Source organism: Vibrio aerogenes (assembly GCF_024346755.1).
Taxonomy (GTDB): Bacteria; Pseudomonadota; Gammaproteobacteria; order Enterobacterales; family Vibrionaceae; genus Vibrio; species Vibrio aerogenes.
Map to the genome: position 1 here is coordinate 1,841,464 of NZ_AP024861.1, position 21,195 is coordinate 1,862,658.

A 21,195-nucleotide genomic window follows, 5' to 3' on the forward strand; every position below is an offset into this window, starting at 1 on the left:
CTCTAATGGTAATCAGACCACTGTAATTGTTTTATCGGTATTCCGGGTAATATAGGTTTAAATAATGATTAAAGTAACAATGTTGAGTACGGGTGAAGAAGTGCTTCACGGGGATATTCAGGACACAAACTCAACGTGGTTGTCGCGTTTATTTTTTGAACGTGGTTATGCGCTGACGAAGCGCTCTACTGCAGGTGATAATCGTCGGGTTCTGCGTGAAGAACTGCTCATGCTTTCATTGAATTCAGATATATTAATTGTTAACGGCGGTTTGGGCCCGACTGGTGATGATCTTTCTGCAGAAATAGCGGCAGAGGTGTCAGAGCAGTCACTGGTCTTATTTCCTGAGTGGCTGGATCATATGAAGTCTTATTTCGAAGAAAGAAATCTGACGATGCCGCAAAATAATGTGAAGCAGGCTATGCTGCCTGAGCGTGCTGAGATAGTGGACAATCCAATTGGCACCGCTTGTGGTTTTAAAGTCGAGATTCATGGATGTCAGTGCTATTTTACGCCAGGGGTGCCGCGTGAGTTTAAGCGGATGATTGAAAAGGAAATACTTCCGGATATTGAAAAGCATTTTACAGATGTGAACAGTCTGGCATGTCACCGATTATACACATTAGGGTGTAGTGAGTCCGCACTGGAAGAAAAGCTGAATCAGGTCACTCTGCCTCAGGGATATTCTCTTGGTTTCCGTTCTTATTTACCTTTTATTGAAGTGAAGCTGTTTGGTCCGCGTGAAAACGAAAATGAAATGTATCAGCTGGTTGAGCAGTTATATATGAAAGTCTCGGACTATACGGTCAGTATTGACCAGCCAATGCTGGCTCAGTTGTCAGATAAAATGCAGGAACAGCAGAAGTCTCTGTCGCTTGCTGAGCAGTCAACACGGGGATGGCTGGCTAACTGGTTATTCGATGATAGCGAGATTTATGGGTTGAGTGGGAGTTCCTGGGTTCTGAGCCCGAAGGTTTCCGGAAAAATGTCCTCTCAGGATCCAATGGCTGCAGTATTAGCACTGGCAGCAGCAACCAAGGAAAAAAGTGCAACCGATTTGGCGTTGGCAACAGGAAGCTGTCACGGGAATGAATTTTCTGTCGGCTTATCCTCTCCTGAAGGTGAGTGGTCGCAGAAACTAAAATTTCGCCGGCAGTACACACCCGAAGAACAGCGTATGATTATTGGTACGATTGCTGCAGATATGTTATTGCGTTACTTATCCTCGAAACCTGTGTTCAGACAGTACAGCTCTGTGACACTGGAAAAGCAGTTGTATATCCCGGCTCAATCGCTTTCGGTTTAGATCGATATTGGCATGCATTCCAGAGAAACAAATGAGAATTGTTTCTCTGGAAAGTCTGTTTAATGCTATGAATTATAATCTTATTACAGACGATGAAATCTGCTTACTTCTTATGCGTAAATTATCTAATCTTTAATCTGCTGATTTCGCAGTAGTTCTCAATTTCGCCTGTTTTTTGGGGCTCCCAAACTATCAAATACACGCTAGAATCAAGGTTCATGGGGTCACTTCGGCAGGAGGCTGATATGCAGAGTCATTCAAAAATTCTTGTATGGTATAAGGTTGCAAGTCAACAGGTTGTTCTTGGAGAAGCTTGTCAGGATGTGTGTGATAATCTTGTTTCTCTTTGGGTTGATACACCAACAGAGGTCGCAGATGATTTGGGCTATCATATGTCGCTCTTTGGTGATGACGGAAGAAAAATTGCGGATAAACCAATTTCAATGTTAACAGCGGATCAGTTACTGGGAGCAAAAGACAATCTTGGTGCCCGTGTCTGATCAATGTTTTTCTTTTAATACACGAGATGAAGCTGCAAAAGCGGGCAGGGTGGTAAGTAAGATGCTATCACGCCCGCTTTACTTTTTTGTGCTGATATTTGACCTGATTAAGCGCTATATCTTCCTGTACTGATCGGCAGATACAAGGCAAAATTTCATTACCCTGCGTACAAGCCATAGCAAATCCTGTGTATTCCACATTGCCAGAAGCAAGCTGGCAACGACAGGCACCGCAGTGCCCGTCTCTGCATTGATACTCTACATCTAATCCTGCTTTTTCCATACTTTCAAGCAGTGTCTCTGAAGATGTAGTTTCAATGGTAATGGACTGATTAATTGTAATTTTTGTCATTACAATTCAAAATCCTTAAAGTCATCCTGACTGACTTCATTGTCAATCTGACCGACCAGATAGGAACTGATTTCTGCTTCCTGAGGGGCAACCTGAACATTATCCGAAGACAGCCATGCATTAATCCATGGGATTGGGTTGGTTGTTGCTTCTGGATAGGCAACAGGTAAACCAACGGCCTGCATCCGGATATTGGTAATGTATTCCACATACTGGCAAAGAATATCTTTATTCAGACCAATCATTGAACCGTCTTTAAACAGATATTCTGCCCACTCTTTTTCCTGTTCCGCAGCTTCTTTGAACAGGTCAAAACATTCTTGTTTACATTCTTCAGCAATCTGAATAAATGTGAAATCATCCTGACCGTTACGCAGCAGATTTATCATGTGTTGGGTACCGGTCAAATGCAGGGCTTCATCCCGGGCAATCAGCTTAATGATCTTCGCATTACCTTCCATTAGTTCTCTTTCGGCAAAAGCGAAAGAGCAGGCAAAACTGACATAGAAACGAATCGCTTCAAGCGCATTGACCGACATCAGACACAGATAAAGTTTACGCTTGAGTTCATTGAGACTGATAGCCACTGTCTGACCATTCAGTTCATGCTTTCCTTCTCCGAAACGGTGATAGTCATTGGTTAGCTGGATAAGGTCATCATAATAATGAGCAATATCTTTTGCCCGTTTCAGAATATGTTCATTTTCAACGATATCATCAAAAACAACAGAGGGGTCATTCACGATATTACGAATAATATGTGTATATGAGCGTGAGTGAATTGTCTCAGAAAATGACCAGGTTTCAATCCAGGTTTCTAATTCCGGTAAAGAGACCAGAGGAAGCAATGCAACATTCGGGCTGCGTCCCTGAATTGAATCCAGTAAAGTTTGATATTTTAAGTTCGAGATAAAAATATGTTTCTCATGTTCCGGTAAATTATTGTAATCAATCCGATCAGAGGAAATATCAACTTCCTCCGGGCGCCAGAAAAATGAGAGTTGTTTTTCGATCAGTTTTTCAAATATTTCATACTTTTGCTGGTCATAACGGGCAACATTCACCGGCTGCCCTAAGAACATGGGTTCTTTTAATTGATCATTCTTTTTTTGAGTAAAAGTACTATAAGCCATAATTTCCTCAATATTTACTGTTCCGTTCAGCACATCTGTGGTCTGAAGCTGGTTCTTTCTGCTTGCTGGTTCACTCAACAAATCGTTTTGATTGCACGAAACAGTGAATCAGATTTTACACGCACCACCGGCACAATCATCATCTGCTGTTTCTACAGCATCCTTTTGATCATCTTTGGCACCATCTCTGGTATTGTGGTAGTAGAGCGTTTTTACACCGAATTTATAAGCAGTAAGTAAGTCCTGCAGCAACTGCTTCATCGGTACTTTACCGGTTTGGTATTGTCCCGGATCATAATTCGTATTGGCGGAAATAGCCTGATCGAGGAACTTTTGCATAATTCCGACCAGATGCAGATAACCATTATTCGAGCCGATATCCCACAACAGTTCATAGTTGTCTTTCAATCGGGCGTACTCAGGAACAACCTGTTTCAAAATACCGTCTTTGGATGCTTTGACTGATATATAGCCGCGCGGTGGTTCGATCCCATTGGTTGCATTTGAGATTTGTGAAGATGTCTCAGAAGGCATTAAAGCGGTTAACGTCGAATTTCTCAGTCCGTGTTTCATGATGTCTTGGCGGAGTTCGTTCCAGTCATAATGGAGAGGCTCGTTGCAAATTAAGTCTACATCTTTCTTATATGTATCGATTGGAAGCAGACCTTTTGCATAATTTGTTTCATCAAATGAAGGACACTTACCTTGTTCTTTGGCCAGCTCCATGGACGCCTTGAGCAGATAATACTGCATTGCTTCAAAGGTTTTGTGCGTGAGCGCATTGGCACTGCCATCTGAATATTTCACACCATTTTTGGCCAGATAGTAAGCATAGTTAATGACTCCTACGCCCAGAGTTCGACGGTTCATTGTTGCCCGGTGAGCCGCTGGTAGTGGATAATTCTGGTAATCCAGTAATGCATCCAGTGCACGAACGACCAAATCAGATAACTCCTCAAAGTCATCCAGAGATTCGATTGACCCCAGGTTAAAGGCTGAAAGAGTGCACAGCGCAATCTCCCCATTTTCATCTTCGACATTGGCCAGCGGCTTGGTAGGGAGTGCAATTTCCAGACACAGGTTCGATTGTCTGACCGGAGCAACCGAAGCATCAAACGGACTATGTGTATTACAGTGATCAACGTTTTGGATGTAAATCCGGCCGGTGGATGCTCTTTCCTGCATAAGCAGCGTAAACAGATCAACAGCCTTCACTATTTCTTTTTTAATTGAAGGGTCATTTTCATATTGCAGATAAAGACGTTCAAATTCATTCTGATCCTGGAAGAATGCATCATAAAGTCCGGGAACATCAGATGGAGAGAACAGAGAAATTATTCCGCCTTCTACAAGTCGTGAGTACATCAGCTTATTCAGCTGAACACCATAGTCCATATGACGGACACGGTTTTCTTCAACACCCCGGTTGTTTTTCAGAACAAGTAACGACTGAACTTCTCTGTGCCACATAGGGTAAAAGACGGTTGCCGCACCACCACGGACACCGCCCTGAGAGCAGCATTTGACTGCAGTCTGGAAATATTTATAGAAAGGAATACATCCGGTATGGAAAGCTTCGCCATTGCGGATTTCTGATCCCAGAGCCCGGATACGCCCGGCGTTGATTCCGATACCTGCTCTTTGAGAAACATAGCGGACAATTGCGCTTGCAGTTGCATTGATTGAATCAAGACTGTCGCCACATTCGATCAATACACATGAACTGAATTGCCGGGTTGGTGTGCGGACACCTGACATAATTGGTGTTGGCAGTGAAATTTTGAAAGTTGAAGTCGCGTCATAAAAGCGTTTTACATAGCTAAGTCGTGTCGATTGCGGATATTTTGCAAACAGGCAGGCGGCGACAAGAATATAAAGAAATTGTGCACTTTCGTATATTTCACCGGAGACGCGGTTCTGGACAAAATATTTTCCTTCCAGTTGCTTTACAGCTGCGTATGAAAAGTTAAGGTCTCGTTTATGGTCGATGTATCCACCAATCTCATTCCACTCTTCCTGAGTATAATCAGCCAGTAAATGCTGATCATATTTGCCCATTTCAACCAGTTTAACGACATGATTGTATAAAGCAGGGGGCTCATATTGGCCAAATGCTTTTTTTCGCAGATGAAAAACGGCGAGTCTAGCAGCCAGATACTGGTAGTCAGGAGATTCTTCAGAAATGAGATCTGCAGCGGATTTTATCAGGGTTTCATGGATATCAGATGTCGTGATTCCTTCATAAAACTGAATGTGAGCCCGTAATTCAACCTGTGATACAGAGACGTTATTCAGATCCTCTGCAGCCCAGGTAATCACACGATGAATTTTATCCAGATCAATCTTTTCTTTGCGTCCGTCACGTTTGGTGACTGTGAGTTGTTGATTCATTCTGATTTATTTCCTAACAAAACTGAAAAGGCCAGGCCGGGTTTATTGCTCTCATCTTCACGATGACCATGCGTGCCTTACTTTACTTAATGTGAATAATGTTACTAACACAAAAAACACAATATATAGGGTTGAGCCATATTTTTTTTACAAGATAGTGCTATTAAGAATTCATTTCAAGGTGAAGATCCTGAACAGGTTGTGGATAACAAGCGCATGAGAAATTTTATGATAGTGTCTACTTACCGATGAGGAAAGCCAGCTAAAGCATATTGAAAACAGCATCGATTTGATTCAGTCTTTTTTTATAAAAATGTAAAAAAATTATCTTGATTTATGGAATGAAATGATCATTTTCTGTCTTTGTTGTTATCTTGGTCAATATGGGAGATTTTTGTGCATTTGTCCCTGACTTCAACAGAGTCAGGGACGAATATCAGCTGCTTTTTGTATGGACAATATAGTTGATATCAACATTGTGTCCCAGCCGGTAGGTGTCTGTCAGAGGGTTATAATGCAGACCGGTCATTCCTGTTTCCTGCAGTGGTGTTTTGTCTATCATCTTTAAAAGTTCTGAAGGCCGGATGAATTTGTCGTGCTCATGAGTGCCTTCCGGGACTATTTTCAGTAATTTCTCAGCTCCGACAATTGCAAACAGATATGATTTGATATTTCTGTTCAGTGTTGAGAAGAAAACATGTCCACCCGGTTTGACTAATTGTGCACAAGCCTGAATGACGGAAAAAGGGTCCGGTACATGTTCAAGCATTTCCATGCAGGTAATCACATCATAACGGCCCGTGTTTTCCTGAGCATGTGCTTCAACCGTTTCTTCAACATATGAGATTCGGAGTTGTTCTGAACGGGCATGCAGACGTGCAATTTCAAGTGGCTCTTTCCCCATATCCAACCCGGTGACATCGGCACCTTCTCTCGCCATACTTTCAGAAAGAATACCGCCACCGCAGCCTACGTCGAGTACCTTTTTTCCAAACAGGCCATCAGCTTTTTCTAATACATAATTGAGCCGGAGTGGGTTGATTTGATGTAATGGCCTGAATTCACCGTCCGGATCCCACCATCGTGATGCCATTTCTTCAAATTTCTGAATTTCTTTAAAATCAACGTTTTGATTTGAACTCATTTTGAATACGCTTTTTTGCTGAGGGTATGATTATCTCTGATGCAGGAGAGTAACATAAATTAACAGGCAACGAGAATGGCTTGTCCGCATTGAGTGTTTTATGAACAAACCAATGAGGAGGCATGTTTGAATTATAATCAGTTGTTCATTAATGCGACCGGCGCAAAGAAAAAGGTCGGGAAAGTGATGCCGAAAATCCGGAATCTGTGTTATATTTTCGAACCTTATACGTATCAGATTCATGATCAAAATATAGAGGGATAATGGCTCTATGAGCGATCTAGCTAAAGAGATCACGCCTGTCAGTATAGAAGATGAGCTACGAGGCTCATATCTCGATTATGCAATGTCTGTCATTGTTGGTCGGGCTCTTCCTGATGCTCGTGATGGCCTAAAACCAGTGCACCGCAGGGTGCTTTATGCAATGAGTGTACTGGGAAATGATTGGAATAAACCCTATAAAAAATCTGCTCGTGTTGTGGGCGATGTGATTGGTAAATATCACCCGCATGGTGACAGTGCAGTCTATGATACTATTGTTCGTATGGCGCAGCCTTTTTCTTTGCGCTATATGCTGGTCGACGGCCAGGGTAACTTTGGCTCGATTGATGGTGACTCGGCAGCAGCAATGCGTTATACCGAGGTCCGCATGGCTAAAATTGCCCATGAGTTACTCGCGGATCTCGATAAAGAAACTGTCGATTATGTACCAAACTATGACGGAACAGAGCAGATTCCTGCTGTTTTGCCAACCAAAATTCCAAACCTGCTGGTCAATGGCGCATCCGGAATTGCGGTTGGTATGGCAACCAACATTCCGCCACATAACCTGACGGAAGTGATTGATGGCTGTCTGGCCTACATCAATAATGAAGAGATGAGCATCGATGAGCTCATTGAATACATTCCGGGCCCTGATTTTCCGACTGCAGCGCTCATTAACGGCCGTAAAGGGATTATTGACGCCTATAAAACAGGCCGGGGTAAAATCTACCTTCGTTCTAAAGCCGATATTGAAGTCGAAAAAAATGGCAGAGAAACCATCATTGTCACTGAAATTCCTTATCAGGTGAACAAAGCCCGTTTGATAGAAAAAATTGCTGAACTGGTCAAAGACAAAAAAGTCGAAGGGATCAGTGCATTACGTGATGAATCTGATAAAGACGGTATGCGCATTGTCATTGAATGTAAGCGTGATGCTGTTGGCGAAGTCGTACTGAACAACCTGTATTCGCAAACTCAGTTGCAAACGACCTTTGGGATTAACATGGTCGCGTTGGATAATGGTCAGCCAAAATTATTCAACCTGAAAGACATGTTGAAATGTTTTGTCGACCACCGCCGGGAAGTTGTGACCCGCAGGACTATTTTTGAACTTCGCAAAGCAAGAGACCGGGCGCATATTCTTGAAGGTCTGGCATTGGCGCTGGCCAATATCGATGAGATTATCGATTTAATCCGTCAGGCTCCGACTCCTGCTGAAGCTAAAGCCGGATTGATTGCCCGGGGATGGGAATTAGGGAATGTGTCAGCCATGCTTGAAAGAGCGGGTGTTGATGCTGCCCGCCCTGACTGGCTTGAGCCTGAGTTTGGTATTCGTGAAGGACTTTATTATCTGACTGAGCAACAGGCTCAGGCGATACTTGATCTCCGTCTGCACAGACTGACAGGTCTTGAGCACGAAAAAATTCTGGATGAATATAAAGCACTGTTAGAAGAAATTGCAGAGCTGATGTACATCTTATCGAGCACCGAACGTCTTATGGAAGTCATTCGTGAAGAACTGGAAATTGTCCGGGACGCATTTGGTGATGCCCGTAAGACAGAGATTACAGCTGCTTCTCACGATATCGATCTGGAAGAGTTGATTGCACGTGAGGATGTTGTTGTGACGTTGTCACATGAAGGCTATGTAAAATACCAGTCTTTAAGTGACTACGAGGCACAGCGCCGGGGTGGAAAAGGTAAGAGTGCCACGAAAATGAAAGACGAAGATTATATTGAACGTCTTTTAGTTGCGAATACACATGATAATATTCTGTGTTTCTCAACCCGTGGTAAAGCATATCGCCTGAAAGTCTATCAGTTACCTCATGCGACCCGGACAGCCCGGGGAAAACCAATCGTTAATATTCTTCCGCTTGAAGAAAATGAACGTATTACTGCTATTTTACCTGTTGCGGAATATTCAGCAGATAAATATATCTTCATGGCGACTGGTGATGGCACTGTGAAGAAAACATCGCTGGATCAATTCTCCAATGTCAGGGCAAACGGCCTTATTGCTGTCAACCTAAGAGATGATGACTCACTGATTGGTGTTGATATCACCAATGGTGAAAGTGATATCATGCTGTTTTCTAAGCTGGGTAAGGTTGTCCGCTTTAATGAACAGCAAGTCAGATCTATGGGACGAACGGCCGCCGGTGTCCGCGGAATTAAACTTGCAGAAGGTGATCAGGTCGTCTCTTTGATTGTTCCTGCTTCAGATGGTGATATTCTGACGGTGACAGAGAATGGTTATGGTAAGCGGACAGTACTGGATGAATATCCTGCCAAGAGCCGTGCAACTCAGGGTGTTGTTTCGATCAAAGTTTCTGAGAGAAATGGTTGTGTCGTTGGCGCTGTTCAGGTGGATTTGGGTGATGAGTTTATGATGATCACCAATGCAGGAACACTTGTACGGACCCGCGTGTCTGAGGTGAGTCAGGTTGGACGGAATACTCAGGGCGTTACGCTGATACGTACAGCAGATGACGAGCAGGTTGTTGGTTTGCAGCGGATCGATGAAGTTGATGAAGCCGACATTCAGAATATTGATGATGCAGAGGCACTGGTTGAGTCTCCTCAAGCATCTGATGATAAGCCAACGGGTGATTAAGTCTCCTGTTGGTTAACTTGAATTTTCTGATTGTTTTAACCGGGATATCATTCGATGTTCCGGTTTTTTTACATAGTTCTGACCTGATGTTTATTTTTAAGAGGTATAGTTTTCGATCACTGAAAAATCACACGTAGCAAGGTGCTTAGCAGTAAAATGAAGGAAAAAAATTGATATTGCTTCCAAAAACGAAATCTAATGCAGACAAGTATAAGGAAAGTGGTAAAATTTTTTTATTCGTTTTTTTAATAAGTTAAGTGGATATCTGCAGTGGATTCGCAAGTGACTCAGTTGAGAAAAAATTTTTACCAGCAGGTTCGGGCCGATAAGAAATATATCATTCCAGAAGTTTGTTCCACGTTGTCTCTTTTAACTGATGAAGAACTAAAACAGATTGAGCAGGCTTGGGTTGAATTGGCCATCTGGAAAAAATCACAAAGCCATTAAGTATAAGTTGTTCAAATAAAGCGTCCAAATTTTGTTATTGGGGGCTTTATTTTCTTCTTCTGTCCAAAAATCATTATTGTTTTATTTGAAATCACACCTTTTTGCCCCCATCTTATAGTAATGCATACCCTATTCAGGACAACAACCGGTTCACGAGGTCTGAGACTTGTTGGTATGTGATAAAAATTATTATTAATTAATAAAATCAAGTGAGAGCTGATATGGCAGAAGTAAGGGCCAGAGTTGGATTAAAGGTCGGAGTAAACAGTAGTATTGATGCGGAAATTCTTTCTTTTGAAGGATTGAAAACTGATAAAGAGCATGTGGCACTGGTTTTTAAAGCTGCGGATAAAAATCAGGAGATACCTCTGGTCAGAATGCATTCTGAGTGTCTGACTGGTGATGTGTTCCATTCATCAAGATGCGACTGTGGCGAACAGCTGGAAGAAACTGTGTCACTGATGGGTGAGTCTGGCGGTGTATTGCTTTATTTACGTCAGGAAGGACGTGGGATAGGTCTATATAATAAAATAGATGCTTACCTCCTGCAGAATGAAGGTTATGATACATATGAAGCGAACCACCAACTTGGCTTTGGCGATGATCTGCGTGACTTTCAGGAGGCTGCACAGATGTTACAGGCGCTTTCTATTAAAAAAATACGACTCATCACCAATAATCCCAAGAAAGTGAAAGAGTTGAAAAATTACGGGATAGAGATTGCTGAAGTGATCCATACATCTGCACATGTGAAAGAAGGAAATGTCAATTACCTCAAAGCCAAAGTATCTCATGGTAAGCATAAATTGAATTTATAATAGTAATTTCTGCAGGCTCCATTCTGTGGGGCCTCACTTCTGCACTTGTCAAACTATTAAGGTAATGTCATAGTTCCTGCAACGAATAGATTCTTTTCAAGGCAAATTATGGCACTTCAGTATCAAATTGTTCCGGTGACTTCTTTTTCTCAAAATTGCTCCATTGTCTGGTGTGATGAGACAATGGAGGGGATTGTTATTGATCCGGGTGGTGAAGCAAAGCGTTTGTGTCAGATAATTGGAGAGTTGGGTGTAAAAGTTGTGAGTGTTGTTTTGACTCACGGGCATTTGGATCATGTTGGTGGAACTCAGAAGCTTGTTGAAGAGTTAAGCGGGGTTAAAATCATCGGGCCTCATCAGGCTGATTTGTTTTGGTTACAAGGGCTTGAGCAACAGAGTCAGATGTTTGGTTTCCCTTTAACGCCAGCGTTTGAGCCAGATCAGTGGCTGAATGAAAATGATGTCGTTTCATTTGGCCGGCAACAGTTAAATGTGATTCATACACCGGGGCATACACCGGGGCATATAACACTGTTTAATGAAGCCGGCAGAATTGCTTTTGTTGGTGATGTCTTATTTAATGGTGGCATCGGACGAACAGATTTCCCTCAGGGTGATTTTAATACTCTGATTGAGTCAATTAAAAACAAGTTATGGCCGCTTGGAAATGATATGACTTTCGTCCCGGGACATGGCCCTAAGTCAACCTTTGGACAGGAGCGTGTATCTAATCCCTTTGTTGCGGATGAGTCTCCGCTATATTAGGTCAGTCAATCAGGTCATATTCCGTAGAAATTTAAGTGTCTGGGTCGGCTGCTGCAATATAGCGTCGGGCCAGACCGATAAATTCTTCTCCTGTTCTGTTCATCCCTAAATCACCCACGGAAATAAATATATCGTAACCGTGCAGCTGTCTTTGATATTGCATTCTGTTGGCTAACATGGCCTGAAGTCCGGTATAGCGTTTACCGTTATCAGCAATGAACTCCCTGGAGTCCAGAACAATATCTTCAAAATTCAGCATATATTCCGGATGCTGTTTTATTCCAAGAAATAATAATCCTCTTTGATTCAGAAGTATCTCACTGATAATTCGTGGACAAATACTTTCAAGGTAAGGCGTGTATGATTTTAATCGTATACCTATCCATGGTATGGGTTGATGCCAGCCATTGTGGCTTAAAGTACATTGCTCAATTTGTCTGATGTTACGCCATTTAATAATCCAGCCACCCCGGAATAGATGTTGTTGAAAATGTGTCGGGGTCAGTGAGAAAGCAACCTGACTCTTGATAATCAGCCAATAGATCAGAAGGATAAAAGCGACCAGCAATGTTGTATATATGAATGCGTGAGTAAGAGAGGGTGCAGTGAAGATAATCGCCATGCTAATAGTAAAATAGACAATACCCGATGCCCGAACTACCGAACTTTGTTTGTTAAACTTAAAGTTTTCAAAATAGACCGTTTGCATATTTATTGCCAGACTCATGATGACTTATCCTCATTTTAGCATGCAACAATCAAAATTCGCCTGAGTTAAATTTGTCCAAAAAATAGTCATACGCACTCAGGTTTAGTCGGTTCCTCTACATTTTCTGAGGTGACCCTACAAAAGGGAGTGAAATTTTGATATAAGATGCGCTTTGTTGTTAGTTCTGCTTCAGGCAGTGAAATGGAGAATACTCTATGAGACTTTCTCATAAGCGTAATGTGCAAAAAAAATTGCAAAAACGTGTCTTAGCATTCGCTTCAAATATTGTTCAGTATGAACAATCCCGTCAATCTGAGGTAACCCCTGTTGTGCCAGCTAAACCCGTTCAGGTAAAGCGGGAAGTGACAGTAAATCTGACTCCCAAGCAACAGCAGGTTTTGGATATCGTCAGTCAGCACTCAGATGGCATTAATCCTAAATCAATTGGCCTGGAAGCCGGACAGGAAGATACAAAAGCTGCATCGTGGGCAACAGGTGCGCTGAAAAAGCTTCTTGAAGAAGGGTTGGTTGAAAAAGTACAACTTTCAGGAAATAAGGTGATTTACAAAGCACAATAACATTTCCTGCTAGTGACCGAAGTATCTGCTTCCCGGGACGTTAATTCTGATTGTCACGTTTGCTGAAGCAGATATTTCATTGATAAGTCTTTGTCAGGGGTTATTGTGCACTACAGAAACGTTGTTACTCGCTTTTAGTTATACTTCCGATCTCAAGCATTGGTGCAACGTCGATATTATCTGCTTGCATCATGTTTGAAAGTCTCTGAATTGATGATAACAGGAGACTTTGTTCCCATTCTTCCAACTGCTGGAACTGAGAGACAAAATTATCTTGCAAAGGTTGCGGTGCTTTATTGAGCAGGTCTTGTCCTGAATCAGTCAGGTAGGCGTGTACCTTTCTTTTATCAGACACACTTCTTACACGACGCACATAACCATTACGCTCTAAGCGATCCAGAATCGTTGTTGCTGTCGCCTGACTCATATTAGTATGGTTTGAGAGTTCCCGAATTGTGACCTCACCTAACTGTTCTATTGAACGCATCAAAATCAGTTGCGGCCCGGTCAGCCCGGCAATTTTGCTTAATTTTTTTGAGTGGAGGTCAATGGCTCGGATTATCTGGCGTATTGAAACCAGAACTTCTTCATATTTTTCCAAAATTCAGTATCCAGGAATGGTTTTGCTCTTATACCGCGGACATTACATGAGTTACCTGCAGAAGAAAAGTCCTGATGTCATAGTTTTCGATGGTTTGTATTCTGAACCATGAACGGCATCAAAGCGTTTTTTGATTTCAGGAAGGTTTTCTACCGGGGGATGATAAGAGAGCTGAGAGATGGTTCCAGATCGATTGTTTATCAATCAGATCATTGTGATGCCCCAAAATATGCATTCCGGTTATTTGAAGTACATTCAAAAATAAAAAATGTTATTTGTATTAATGTCGTTCATTTTTATTTTTATTGGTGCTTTTTAATGAAAGCTATACATATTGTGTGATAATATCCTGATTCTTCTCATTTTTCCTGAATTTTATTCCCTTTGTGATGTAAGGAAAATCAGTCTAATGAAATTGACACTGAAAAATAAACTCATAGTGGCCAGTTTGTCGGGCGCACTATTTATGGCTGTTGCTCTGACGTGGCTGTCTGCCCATCAACTTTATCAAGAAACCCGCAGTAATGTTTATGAGCGGGCCAGAACATTATCAGAAACCGCTTCGAAAGGAATTTCGGACTGGCTGATGATGAAAAAGAAAATTGCAGGTTCAATCCATGATTACGTGCATGAAGACAATATTGTTTCTTATTTGCAACAGGCTCGCTTAGCGGGTGGTTTTGATGATATTTATTATGGGACGGTTGAAGGAGAGATGTTCCGTTCTCATCCTGAGAGAAACCGGGCTGACTATGACCCTCGCCAGCGTCCCTGGTATCAGGATGCTGTGAGCCACGGAGAAAGGATTGTTACAAAAGCCTATTCTGATGCGATAACGGGGGCATTGTTGGTAACAATTGCAGCCCCGGTTATGGAAAACGGAGCTTTAGCCGGAGTATATGGTGCAGATGTACTCATCGACGAAATTGTGAAAGATACACTGAGTTTGAATGCCGGAGAAAATGCATCAACTATGCTGATTGATAGTCATGATGGATATTTTCTGGGACACCGGGATAAAAATACTGCAATGAAGCCGGTCTCTTCACTGACACCTCAGCTGACCATGGATATGCTGAACAAAGCGGCCAGAAATAAAGAAATGGTCACACTGAATATTAATGGGCAGGAGAAGTGGTTCTATTTTGCAAATGTTCCGCATTCAGGCTGGATATTTGCTGTGGAAATGGACAGAGCTACTGAAGAGCAGGCGTTCAAAAATACATTTATTGGCTTGTTGTCTATTGCCGTGATTATCACCCTTTTAGTGATTGGGTTTATGTCCTGGCTGGTGAGTTTCCTGATTAAAGACTTAGGGCGTGTTTCCCGGGCTTTGGGGGAGATTGCTTCTGGTGAAGGTGATTTAACTCAGCGTCTTTCTCCCAAAAATGATGATGAAGTCGGACAATTGGCTAACAATTTCAATCAGTTTGTTGGCACTATGCATGCAATGATAACCCGTTTAAGTCATGTTGCATCTTCTTTATCTGCGCAGGCACAACATGCGGCTATGCATGCTGATACAAGCAGCAAGCAAATTGGTGTTCAACAGGATGAAATTAATATGGTCGCGACTGCAATTAATGAGATGGCTTCCGCGACTCAGGAAATTGCCGGTAATGCAGAACATACAGCACAAAGTTCGAATAATGCGGTCTCTGTATGTCAGGCGGGCGTAAATCAAGCTTCGAAAACACAGGCATCGATTCATAGTCTGGCTGAAGAGGTTCAGGTGGCGACCGATGTGATTCAGAAACTGGACGAACATGGTAATCAAATTAGTTTGATTCTTTCAACAATTCAGGATATTGCTGAACAAACCAATTTGCTGGCATTAAATGCAGCGATTGAAGCTGCAAGGGCAGGAGAGCAAGGGCGTGGATTCGCGGTTGTTGCTGATGAAGTAAGGTTACTGAGTCAGAGAACACATGCTTCTACAGAAGAAATTCAGCAGATGATTCATACACTTCAGTCTACGACAGGTAAAGCCGTTCAAATTATGTCAGAAAGCCGGACACTGGCTACGTTGAGTGTTGAAGAAGCCAGTGCTGCCGAAAACAGTCTTGTGCAGATTAATGATGCGGTGACAAATATTTCTGATATGGCTGCACAAATTGCTTCAGCTGCGGAAGAACAGGCTTCAGTCACTTCTGAAATCACAAGGAATACGGAAGGAATTCGTGATGTTTCAAATAAATTTGCACTGGAAGCTGAAGATGCAGCTGAACAATCAGCAGAGTTATCTCGTTTATCTGGTGAATTAGAAAGAGAAATTGGTCAGTTTAAGTTGTAGTTCTGAGCCGAATTGAAATTCCTGTAAAAGAATTCGTATTTTATGGGACACGGGTGGCGATTGGCTGCCCGTTTTTACATCAAATATTATGTTTGATTTATTTCTCAATATTATTCTTGCAATCTTTTCCTTTTAATTTGAGGATGAGATAGTCATCTTTTGTGCTGCAATGGAGAAGTTCAATGAATAAAACTTTAATTATTGTTGATGTACAGAATGATTTTTCTTCTGAGGGTGCTTTAGCTGTACCTGAAGGTGAAGCAGTTGTGCCTGTGATTAATCAAATCATGCCTTTCTTTGATTTTATTATTGCAACAAAAGACTGGCATCCTGAGGGACATGCCAGTTTTGCATCCAGTCACCAGCGTACGCCGGGTGATGTGATAGATCTTGACGGAATACCACAAATTTTGTGGCCGGATCACTGTGTGCAAGGAACGAAAGGGGCTGATTTTATCGAAGGGCTTGATACTGACAGGATTAACTCGGTGATTTACAAAGGCACTGATCCCGGAATTGACAGTTATAGCAGCTTTTTTGACAATCATAAGCAAAAGTCAACTGGCTTAGCGGATTTATTAATTTCTTGTGATAAGCATGAACTGTATATTGTTGGTCTGGCAACAGATTACTGTGTTCAGTATACCGCGCTTGATGCTGTTTCATTAGGATTTAAAACATATGTTATTCAGGATGCGTGTCGCGGGGTGAATCAACGGCCCGGAGATGATGATGTGGCATTTTATGAGATGTCTAAGGCTGGGTGCTTGCTGATACTGTCCAGTGATTTACCTTTAAATCAGGCCTAGAGCTGGTATATCTTTCACCGCCTAACCTGTAGTTGCCTGAAGGGCTGGGGCCATTTTTTACCCTGACCGCGTTGGCAAATGTTAAATATAGACGGCTATTCTCTGAATTTTCGGCCTTACCAGAGTAAAAAATAGACTCCAGCAGGAACGTCGATGAAAGATAAACAAGCTCTGGAAAGAATAAAGAATAAAGAATAAAGAATAAAGAACTCAGGTTTTATTCTGTTGTCCCAAACGAGCCAGATATTGATGGATGAATTGTGTGTCCATCCCGGCTAACTGCATTTTCAGCTCAAGTCTCTTGATTTTATCCAGGGTCTTTTTTTTCGCAGAGCGGTTGTCTTCATCAAGGTATTTGTTGTCCTGCTTTTGCAGAGAAAACAGTAGATCACACATTTTCAGCGCTTCCTGCCTTTGTTCCAGCTCCGGGGGAAGAAACCCCGCATTTTTCAACACATGGTACCCTGTGCGTAAATGTTCGGGGACCATGCGTAAGTCTTCAAGTGCCAGAGGCTTTCCCTGACCTCTGAGGTTTTCTAATTCACCCTGTTGGATTGAAGACTGAATGCTTTGCTCAGCCAGCTGATCGATTAACGATTGCATTGCACTGCCTGTTTCCGGAATAAAAATTAATGGAATTGGATCATTATACCTGCCCACAATGCAGAGACTGGCATCGCAAGAATCAGAGCCGGGATCATATTGGCGACAGGGTAGCTGACAATATTACAAATTCTGAATCCGGTTGCAAACATGACTAAGCCACCTACAGCAGAAAAATCAGCCACCATTTTTGCATCGGTTAATGGCAGCAATGCACTGGCTGAAAAGAACAGAATTAACTGGATCAGACACTGTGGAATAGCCAGAGTTGCAACGGGCAGGCCCAAACGTATCGCAAAAATAATCGCTGTAAAAAAGTCCAGAAAAGATTTGACGATTAAAAGGGACGCATCTCCGGTAACGCCTTCATTCATTGAGCCAAAAATGCCTGTGCCACTCATACTGAACAGAATCAGAATTGAGATAAATGTGTCCATGTATTCATTTTGTTGTATTGTCGGATTTTGTGGCGGTGTGAACTTTTCAACCAGTTGTTTGAGCTTTCCGGCAAGAACAGTAATTTTTTCTTCTAACTGGATCAGTTCACCAATAATTGTTCCGATTAACAGGGTCAGAATGACAACCGGAAGAGAGTTGAGTTTCATGACCATGGCTATGCCAAGGCCCATAGAAGCAAACCCGAAAACAATGGGCATTCTTTTTTGTATATCAGATGGGATTTTATCCCCGAACAGTGCGCCAACTCCGCTGCCGATAATTATCGCAGCAGAGTTAATAACAGGACCTATCATCGAATATCCTTTATCATTTACGTCATGTTGAAATTAAAACAACCACGGAAAGAGTGATGTTGTAGCATGTGGGACTTAGCGAGAGCTAAGGGAGGATATTTCCTTATGAAACAAGAGGATGTAAACAAGGAAATATCGCATCAGAGTGCTTATTCTATACTTTTGTTATCAAAATAAAAAGAGATAAGGAGAAATTGATCACAAAAAAACGTTTTGAAAGTGTGAATTAAAATACTTTACAGGCGAATCCTTTCAGGTAAAAACCTTCCGGGTAAGTGCTGTCAACCGGATGATCTGCCGCTTGTCCAAATCGTTCAATAAATTTTACATGACGTTTGGCATCAAGGGCTGCATCAGCGATAATTTTCTGGAACAGTGTCTGATCCATCAACCCTGAACATGAATAGGTTAAAAGTGTACCGCCAGGTTTTAAAATTTGCATGGCCAGCATATTGATGTCTTTATAACCGCGGCACGCACCATTTAACTGTGCTTTTGATTCTGCAAATTTGGGGGGATCCATAATGACAACGTCAAACTGGGTTCCCTGGTCACGATATTCTCTGAGAAGTTTAAATACATCCGCATTGAGAAATACCATGCGTTTTTTCGATGTATCAAACTGGTTCAGTTCTGCGTTCAGTTTAGCTGTTTCTAACGCGTGCTGTGATACATCAGCATTGATTATTCTTTGTGCGCCGCCTTTAGCGGCGTACAGTCCAAATCCACCGGTATAAGAAAAGCAGTTCAAGACTTCTTTATCTTTAACATATTTCATGGCGTGATAGCGACTGTCTCTTTGATCGAGATAAAATCCTGTCTTATGACCGTTAACAATATCTACACTGATTTTGATACCGTTTTCTTCAATGATTACGGGGTCAGAAGGCATGTTTCCATGCAAAAGTCCGGTTGTCGGCTTGAGTCCTTCTTTTTTTCTGATGGCAACATCAGATCTTTCATAAATATTGATTGCCGGGAAACATTTGCGTAGTGCATCGACAATAACAGTTTTCTGATAGTCAGCCCCAGCACTCAGGAACTGGCAAACTAAATAGTTATCATACCGGTCAATGGTTATACCGGGCAGGCCATCGGATTCGGCAGCAATAAGGCGGTAACCCGTAAGCTTTCCTTGTTGAATAACTTCTTCTCTGAGCAACTGTGCCTGGGAAATGCGTTCAACAAAAAAATTGGTATCAATTTCTCTTTTTTCAAAGCTCCATACTCTGGCCCGGATTTGTGAATGAGGGGAGTAGGCTGCTTTTGCAAGCCACCGGCCATCATGACTGTAGATATCGACGGTTTGTCCTGCTTCCGGGGTGCCGTTAATTTGTTCGATTGCACGGGAAAAAACCCAGGGATGACGTCGGATAAGAGATTTTTCACGGCCTTTAGCCAGCGTAAGAGAAATTGTCATTAAAGCTTTCCGGGTAAAAATAAGAAGCGGTATTTTTATTGATGTTGTACCGAAAAGCAATTGCTGTCTTTGAATTCCTGCTGATATCCGTGCGAACTCCATTGGATTTAGTGCATACTATAAGAAGTGGTTAGCGACAGAAAAATGAACAAACTATACACAGATGGAGGTGTTTTATGGTCAGGAAAACAGAAATCTATGTAGTGAAAGGTATCGTTCAATGTGTTGGATTTCGCTATTACACATCACATAAAGCGATGAAGCTGGGCTTGACCGGGTATGCAAAAAACCTCAATAACGGAGATGTAGAAGTAGTTGCAAGCGGTGATGCATCCAGACTGGAACAATTATTCGAATGGTTGCATCAGGGCTCACCGGGAGCAAATGTGACAGCGGTGAGCAGAACGGAGTTAAAAACCGATAAAATTTACCAGGGGTTTGCCATTCAATAGGCTGTTACAGATCAATCGTCTGTTACAGACACCTGGCCGGTTTCGGCAAGCCTGCCAGCTTAGTGGCTTGTTTTGCTGGTCCCTGACGGAATAATTTAAACAGATATTTACTGCTGCCTTTTTCTGGCCCGTACTCTTTTTCCATCGCTTTGACCAACATACGAATCGCCGGTGCTGTTTTATATTCTTCGTAAAATTTGCGCACAAAATGGATCACTTCCAAATGCGACTCTGTCAGTTCAATGCCTTCTTGTTCAGCCAGAGTGCCGATCATTGCGGGTTCCCACTGTGTATAATCCAGCAGATAGCCTTCTTTATCCGTTTCGATCATTGAACCATTATATTCGAACATCACGACCTCTTCATTATCAAACCGGGCACAGGCTAACGAAGTGATGCTGATTTCGCAATATGAAAAATAAAAAATGTGAAAATAAAAAAGCCCGGAGAGGTTATCCGGGCTTACGCTTCACAGTTTGTCTGTGATATTAATCGTTTCCACTCAATGCTCTGAGGATATTCAGTAGGCTGAGGAACAGATTATAGATAGATACATACAGCGTGATTGTCGCTGAGATGTAGTTTGTTTCACCGCCGCGGATAATTTGCTGTGTTGTCAGCAGGATAGCACCGGTAGAAAACAGAATAAATAAACCACTCATCGCGAGGTATATCACTGGTAATTGCAGGAAGATGTTTGCAATCATACCAACAATCAGAACCACAAACCCGGCCATTAATAATCCACCCAGGAAGGATAGATCACGTTTGGTGGTCAGTGCATAAGCTGATGCTGCCATAAAGGTCAGGGCAGTACCGCCCAATGCGGTCAGGACCAAATCGCCCAGGCCATTGCTGATATATACATTCAGAATCGGACCGAGCGTATACCCCATAAAACCGGTAAACAGAAAAGTGAAAACCAGTCCCATGCCATTGTTGCGGTTCTTTTCTGTTAAGAAAAGTAAACCATAGAAACCAACAATTGTGATGAGAAATCCAGGATAAGGAAGATTCATCGCCATAGAAACGCCTGCAACAATCGCAGACCACAGCAGGGTCATTGACAGCAATGCGTAGGTATTTCTGAGAACCTTATTTGTTTGTAAAGCGCGGGTTTGACCCGTTGAACTTGAATATATCGGACTATTCATACTTTTCCTCGTATGTCTTGTTGCCTGTTTATTCGACCAGTCATCAGCCTGAAAGTTCTGAATTTCATTCTGCTGGTTTTATGTCTC

At 42.3% G+C, this 21,195-nt stretch carries 21 protein-coding genes; 10 read left to right on the plus strand and 11 right to left on the minus strand.

Going from position 1 to position 21,195, the window contains the following annotated elements; all coding sequences use genetic code 11:
* Positions 1-64 precede the first annotated feature (64 nt).
* Both OCV29_RS08190 and OCV29_RS08195 read left to right on the plus strand, forming a co-directional pair.
* A complete protein-coding gene (locus tag OCV29_RS08190; RefSeq protein WP_073605932.1) occupies positions 65-1,306 on the plus strand; it encodes a CinA family nicotinamide mononucleotide deamidase-related protein in 1,242 nt (413 codons plus the stop codon).
* A 245-nt stretch (positions 1,307-1,551) separates the two neighbouring features.
* Positions 1,552-1,806, plus strand: a complete 255-nt coding sequence (locus OCV29_RS08195) for a 30S ribosomal protein S6 modification protein (protein ID WP_073605933.1) — start codon at positions 1,552-1,554, stop codon at positions 1,804-1,806.
* Positions 1,807-1,873: 67 nt separating this feature from the next.
* Here OCV29_RS08195 and yfaE read toward each other — a convergent pair whose 3' ends face one another.
* The 4 genes from yfaE to ubiG form a co-directional block, all read right to left on the minus strand.
* Entirely contained in the window at positions 1,874-2,158 is a 285-nt protein-coding gene (gene yfaE / locus OCV29_RS08200; RefSeq protein ID WP_073605934.1) for a class I ribonucleotide reductase maintenance protein YfaE, read from the minus strand.
* Complete coding sequence (gene nrdB, locus OCV29_RS08205) at positions 2,158-3,291, minus strand: class Ia ribonucleoside-diphosphate reductase subunit beta (RefSeq protein WP_073605989.1); 1,134 nt, start codon at positions 3,289-3,291, stop codon at positions 2,158-2,160. Before nrdB ends, yfaE begins: the two co-directional genes overlap by 1 nt.
* Positions 3,292-3,399: 108 nt before the next feature.
* The gene (gene nrdA / locus OCV29_RS08210; protein WP_073605935.1) at positions 3,400-5,682 is read right to left on the minus strand and encodes a class 1a ribonucleoside-diphosphate reductase subunit alpha; all 2,283 of its coding nucleotides are present in this window, start codon (positions 5,680-5,682) and stop codon (positions 3,400-3,402) included.
* A 436-nt stretch (positions 5,683-6,118) separates the two neighbouring features.
* On the minus strand, positions 6,119-6,826 hold the full coding sequence (ubiG, locus tag OCV29_RS08215) for a bifunctional 2-polyprenyl-6-hydroxyphenol methylase/3-demethylubiquinol 3-O-methyltransferase UbiG (protein WP_073605936.1): 708 nt from the start codon (positions 6,824-6,826) through the stop codon (positions 6,119-6,121).
* 126 nt (positions 6,827-6,952) lie between these two features.
* On the opposite strand from ubiG, the gene OCV29_RS08220 reads away from it, so the two are divergent.
* The 4 genes from OCV29_RS08220 to OCV29_RS08235 all read left to right on the plus strand — a co-directional run bounded on the left by OCV29_RS08220 (position 6,953) and on the right by OCV29_RS08235 (position 11,737).
* Positions 6,953-7,090 (plus strand): hypothetical protein, encoded by a 138-nt coding sequence (locus tag OCV29_RS08220; protein ID WP_175561608.1) that lies wholly within the window; start codon positions 6,953-6,955, stop codon positions 7,088-7,090.
* Positions 7,091-7,097: 7 nt separating this feature from the next.
* On the plus strand, positions 7,098-9,707 hold the full coding sequence (gene gyrA / locus OCV29_RS08225; protein ID WP_073605937.1) for a DNA topoisomerase (ATP-hydrolyzing) subunit A: 2,610 nt from the start codon (positions 7,098-7,100) through the stop codon (positions 9,705-9,707).
* 668 nt (positions 9,708-10,375) lie between these two features.
* Entirely contained in the window at positions 10,376-10,972 is a 597-nt protein-coding gene (locus tag OCV29_RS08230; RefSeq protein WP_073605938.1) for a GTP cyclohydrolase II, read from the plus strand.
* A gap of 108 nt (positions 10,973-11,080) precedes the next feature.
* Complete coding sequence (locus tag OCV29_RS08235) at positions 11,081-11,737, plus strand: MBL fold metallo-hydrolase (protein WP_073605939.1); 657 nt, start codon at positions 11,081-11,083, stop codon at positions 11,735-11,737.
* Positions 11,738-11,768: 31 nt separating this feature from the next.
* On the opposite strand, the gene OCV29_RS08240 is transcribed toward OCV29_RS08235, so the two are convergent.
* Positions 11,769-12,446, minus strand: coding sequence for a DUF2982 domain-containing protein (locus OCV29_RS08240; RefSeq protein WP_073605990.1), 678 nt, complete (start codon positions 12,444-12,446; stop codon positions 11,769-11,771).
* A gap of 215 nt (positions 12,447-12,661) precedes the next feature.
* On the opposite strand from OCV29_RS08240, the gene OCV29_RS08245 reads away from it, so the two are divergent.
* Positions 12,662-13,024 carry a MarR family transcriptional regulator gene (locus tag OCV29_RS08245; protein WP_073605940.1) on the plus strand — a complete coding sequence of 121 codons (363 nt, stop codon included), beginning with the start codon at positions 12,662-12,664 and terminating at the stop codon, positions 13,022-13,024.
* Positions 13,025-13,148: 124 nt separating this feature from the next.
* On the opposite strand, the gene OCV29_RS08250 is transcribed toward OCV29_RS08245, so the two are convergent.
* On the minus strand, positions 13,149-13,625 hold the full coding sequence (locus tag OCV29_RS08250; RefSeq protein ID WP_073605941.1) for a MarR family winged helix-turn-helix transcriptional regulator: 477 nt from the start codon (positions 13,623-13,625) through the stop codon (positions 13,149-13,151).
* 409 nt (positions 13,626-14,034) lie between these two features.
* Here OCV29_RS08250 and OCV29_RS08255 point away from each other — a divergent pair, with 409 nt between their 5' ends.
* The gene (locus tag OCV29_RS08255; protein WP_073605943.1) at positions 14,035-15,918 is read left to right on the plus strand and encodes a methyl-accepting chemotaxis protein; all 1,884 of its coding nucleotides are present in this window, start codon (positions 14,035-14,037) and stop codon (positions 15,916-15,918) included.
* Between the two features lie 182 nt (positions 15,919-16,100).
* A complete protein-coding gene (gene pncA / locus OCV29_RS08260) occupies positions 16,101-16,727 on the plus strand; it encodes a bifunctional nicotinamidase/pyrazinamidase (protein ID WP_073605944.1) in 627 nt (208 codons plus the stop codon).
* A 210-nt stretch (positions 16,728-16,937) separates the two neighbouring features.
* Here the strand turns inward: pncA and OCV29_RS08265 are convergent, their stop codons facing one another.
* The 3 genes from OCV29_RS08265 to OCV29_RS08275 form a co-directional block, all read right to left on the minus strand.
* Positions 16,938-17,330 (minus strand): DnaJ family domain-containing protein, encoded by a 393-nt coding sequence (locus OCV29_RS08265; protein WP_073605945.1) that lies wholly within the window; start codon positions 17,328-17,330, stop codon positions 16,938-16,940.
* Between the two features lie 26 nt (positions 17,331-17,356).
* Positions 17,357-18,082, minus strand: coding sequence for a DUF554 domain-containing protein (locus OCV29_RS08270; protein ID WP_073605946.1), 726 nt, complete (start codon positions 18,080-18,082; stop codon positions 17,357-17,359).
* Between the two features lie 226 nt (positions 18,083-18,308).
* The gene (locus tag OCV29_RS08275; protein WP_073605947.1) at positions 18,309-19,502 is read right to left on the minus strand and encodes a class I SAM-dependent methyltransferase; all 1,194 of its coding nucleotides are present in this window, start codon (positions 19,500-19,502) and stop codon (positions 18,309-18,311) included.
* 176 nt (positions 19,503-19,678) lie between these two features.
* Between OCV29_RS08275 and yccX the strand changes: the two genes are divergently transcribed.
* Positions 19,679-19,954, plus strand: coding sequence for an acylphosphatase (gene yccX, locus OCV29_RS08280; RefSeq protein WP_073605948.1), 276 nt, complete (start codon positions 19,679-19,681; stop codon positions 19,952-19,954).
* Positions 19,955-19,976: 22 nt separating this feature from the next.
* Here the strand turns inward: yccX and OCV29_RS08285 are convergent, their stop codons facing one another.
* Both OCV29_RS08285 and OCV29_RS08290 read right to left on the minus strand, forming a co-directional pair.
* On the minus strand, positions 19,977-20,306 hold the full coding sequence (locus OCV29_RS08285) for a TusE/DsrC/DsvC family sulfur relay protein (protein ID WP_073605949.1): 330 nt from the start codon (positions 20,304-20,306) through the stop codon (positions 19,977-19,979).
* Between the two features lie 136 nt (positions 20,307-20,442).
* Positions 20,443-21,108 (minus strand): Bax inhibitor-1/YccA family protein, encoded by a 666-nt coding sequence (locus OCV29_RS08290; protein ID WP_073605950.1) that lies wholly within the window; start codon positions 21,106-21,108, stop codon positions 20,443-20,445.
* Positions 21,109-21,195 lie beyond the last annotated feature (87 nt).

Excerpts from the sequence above, each read along its gene's own strand:
- OCV29_RS08190 (WP_073605932.1), top strand. The coding sequence starts at position 65 with ATGATTAAAGTAACAATGTTGAGTACGGGTGAAGAAGTGCTTCACGGG.
- OCV29_RS08195 (WP_073605933.1), top strand. The coding sequence starts at position 1,552 with ATGCAGAGTCATTCAAAAATTCTTGTATGGTATAAGGTTGCAAGTCAA.
- yfaE (WP_073605934.1), bottom strand. The coding sequence starts at position 2,158 with ATGACAAAAATTACAATTAATCAGTCCATTACCATTGAAACTACATCT.
- nrdB (WP_073605989.1), bottom strand. The coding sequence starts at position 3,291 with ATGGCTTATAGTACTTTTACTCAAAAAAAGAATGATCAATTAAAAGAA.
- nrdA (WP_073605935.1), bottom strand. The coding sequence starts at position 5,682 with ATGAATCAACAACTCACAGTCACCAAACGTGACGGACGCAAAGAAAAG.
- ubiG (WP_073605936.1), bottom strand. The coding sequence starts at position 6,826 with ATGAGTTCAAATCAAAACGTTGATTTTAAAGAAATTCAGAAATTTGAA.
- gyrA (WP_073605937.1), top strand. The coding sequence starts at position 7,098 with ATGAGCGATCTAGCTAAAGAGATCACGCCTGTCAGTATAGAAGATGAG.
- OCV29_RS08230 (WP_073605938.1), top strand. The coding sequence starts at position 10,376 with ATGGCAGAAGTAAGGGCCAGAGTTGGATTAAAGGTCGGAGTAAACAGT.
- OCV29_RS08235 (WP_073605939.1), top strand. The coding sequence starts at position 11,081 with ATGGCACTTCAGTATCAAATTGTTCCGGTGACTTCTTTTTCTCAAAAT.
- OCV29_RS08240 (WP_073605990.1), bottom strand. The coding sequence starts at position 12,446 with ATGCAAACGGTCTATTTTGAAAACTTTAAGTTTAACAAACAAAGTTCG.
- OCV29_RS08245 (WP_073605940.1), top strand. The coding sequence starts at position 12,662 with ATGAGACTTTCTCATAAGCGTAATGTGCAAAAAAAATTGCAAAAACGT.
- OCV29_RS08255 (WP_073605943.1), top strand. The coding sequence starts at position 14,035 with ATGAAATTGACACTGAAAAATAAACTCATAGTGGCCAGTTTGTCGGGC.
- pncA (WP_073605944.1), top strand. The coding sequence starts at position 16,101 with ATGAATAAAACTTTAATTATTGTTGATGTACAGAATGATTTTTCTTCT.
- OCV29_RS08265 (WP_073605945.1), bottom strand. The coding sequence starts at position 17,330 with ATGCAATCGTTAATCGATCAGCTGGCTGAGCAAAGCATTCAGTCTTCA.
- OCV29_RS08270 (WP_073605946.1), bottom strand. The coding sequence starts at position 18,082 with ATGATAGGTCCTGTTATTAACTCTGCTGCGATAATTATCGGCAGCGGA.
- OCV29_RS08275 (WP_073605947.1), bottom strand. The coding sequence starts at position 19,502 with ATGACAATTTCTCTTACGCTGGCTAAAGGCCGTGAAAAATCTCTTATC.
- yccX (WP_073605948.1), top strand. The coding sequence starts at position 19,679 with ATGGTCAGGAAAACAGAAATCTATGTAGTGAAAGGTATCGTTCAATGT.
- OCV29_RS08285 (WP_073605949.1), bottom strand. The coding sequence starts at position 20,306 with ATGTTCGAATATAATGGTTCAATGATCGAAACGGATAAAGAAGGCTAT.
- OCV29_RS08290 (WP_073605950.1), bottom strand. The coding sequence starts at position 21,108 with ATGAATAGTCCGATATATTCAAGTTCAACGGGTCAAACCCGCGCTTTA.